The sequence below is a fragment of the Halorubrum sp. SS7 genome (assembly GCF_005435055.1).
GTDB lineage: Archaea > Halobacteriota > Halobacteria > Halobacteriales > Haloferacaceae > Halorubrum > Halorubrum salinarum.
In genome coordinates this window covers 1-787 of record NZ_SGXV01000173.1, presented here as the reverse complement: position 1 = coordinate 787, position 787 = coordinate 1, and the positions used below count along the sequence as shown (strand labels likewise).

The following is a 787-nucleotide window of genomic DNA, read 5'->3' as shown; positions in this document are numbered from 1 at the left end:
CTCCACGGGGCGTGTCCGCACGGTAAAGAGAAGGAGACCTGCGAGTGGACCGACTACCACAAGGCGAGCAAGTGCCCGTCGTCGCGGTCGCCGCATCCGATACGGACGGGGTCGATCACCTGGCAGTTGAACATCGGGATCCCGCCGGAGGTCGTCGCGGAGCGGGTGAACGCGACGGTCTCGACGATCGAGGATCACTACGACTGGGCATCGGACGAAGAGCGGTGGCAGCGCTACCGAGATCGGCTCGGGAAGCGCCGCGAGTACGTCGAGCGACTCGACTCAGACTGGAGTAATCATGATGACGACAAGTGAGACACAGACCGAAAGTACAGGCAGTGAGGGGGACGAAGGGCGCAGTATATCCAATCGCGCCCGGCCCGTACACTGAACCGCAGAGCGACAGCGATGCGGTGAGGGAACCGGACGGAAGCGATTTGAAGTAGAGAAGTCGCAGCGCGAGCGAAGCGAGCGATCGTTTTTTCGTAGTTCACGATCGCGCCCGGCCCGCTTCTTCGAAATGGTGAGCGACGCGACCCGTCGGGCGGACCGCGTCTCGCCTGCGCCGGACCGACCGCGGTCTGAACCGCACCGCCTGCGGCCGGTCACTCGTCGCCGCCGTCAGTCAGGATCTCCACGTCGGTGGCCTCTTCCGGTTCGGAGAGCGACGGGTGCTCGACGACCTCTTCGGACTCCGCTTCCTCGTCGTCTCCGGACCATTCGTCTGCGTGGTATCCGTGGCACATGGTACGACACAACATACGAATTCCGGACGATTAAACTCTCG

Annotated in this window: 1 protein-coding gene and 1 pseudogene; one reads left to right on the top strand and one right to left on the bottom strand. The window is 63.3% G+C overall.

Translation table 11 applies throughout. The features are described from left to right. Positions 1-315: pseudogene (locus EXE44_RS17435) on the top strand (site-specific integrase); the annotation flags it as partial. A gap of 290 nt (positions 316-605) precedes the next feature. Here the strand turns inward: EXE44_RS17435 and EXE44_RS20425 are convergent. After that, positions 606-746: a hypothetical protein gene (locus EXE44_RS20425; RefSeq protein WP_158293497.1), complete on the bottom strand. Its 141-nt coding sequence runs from the start codon at positions 744-746 to the stop codon at positions 606-608. Between the last annotated feature and the right edge of the window lie 41 nt (positions 747-787).

Bases quoted from the DNA above. Each gene is read 5' to 3' on its own strand.
- EXE44_RS20425 (WP_158293497.1), bottom strand. From the start codon at position 746: ATGTGCCACGGATACCACGCAGACGAATGGTCCGGAGACGACGAGGAA.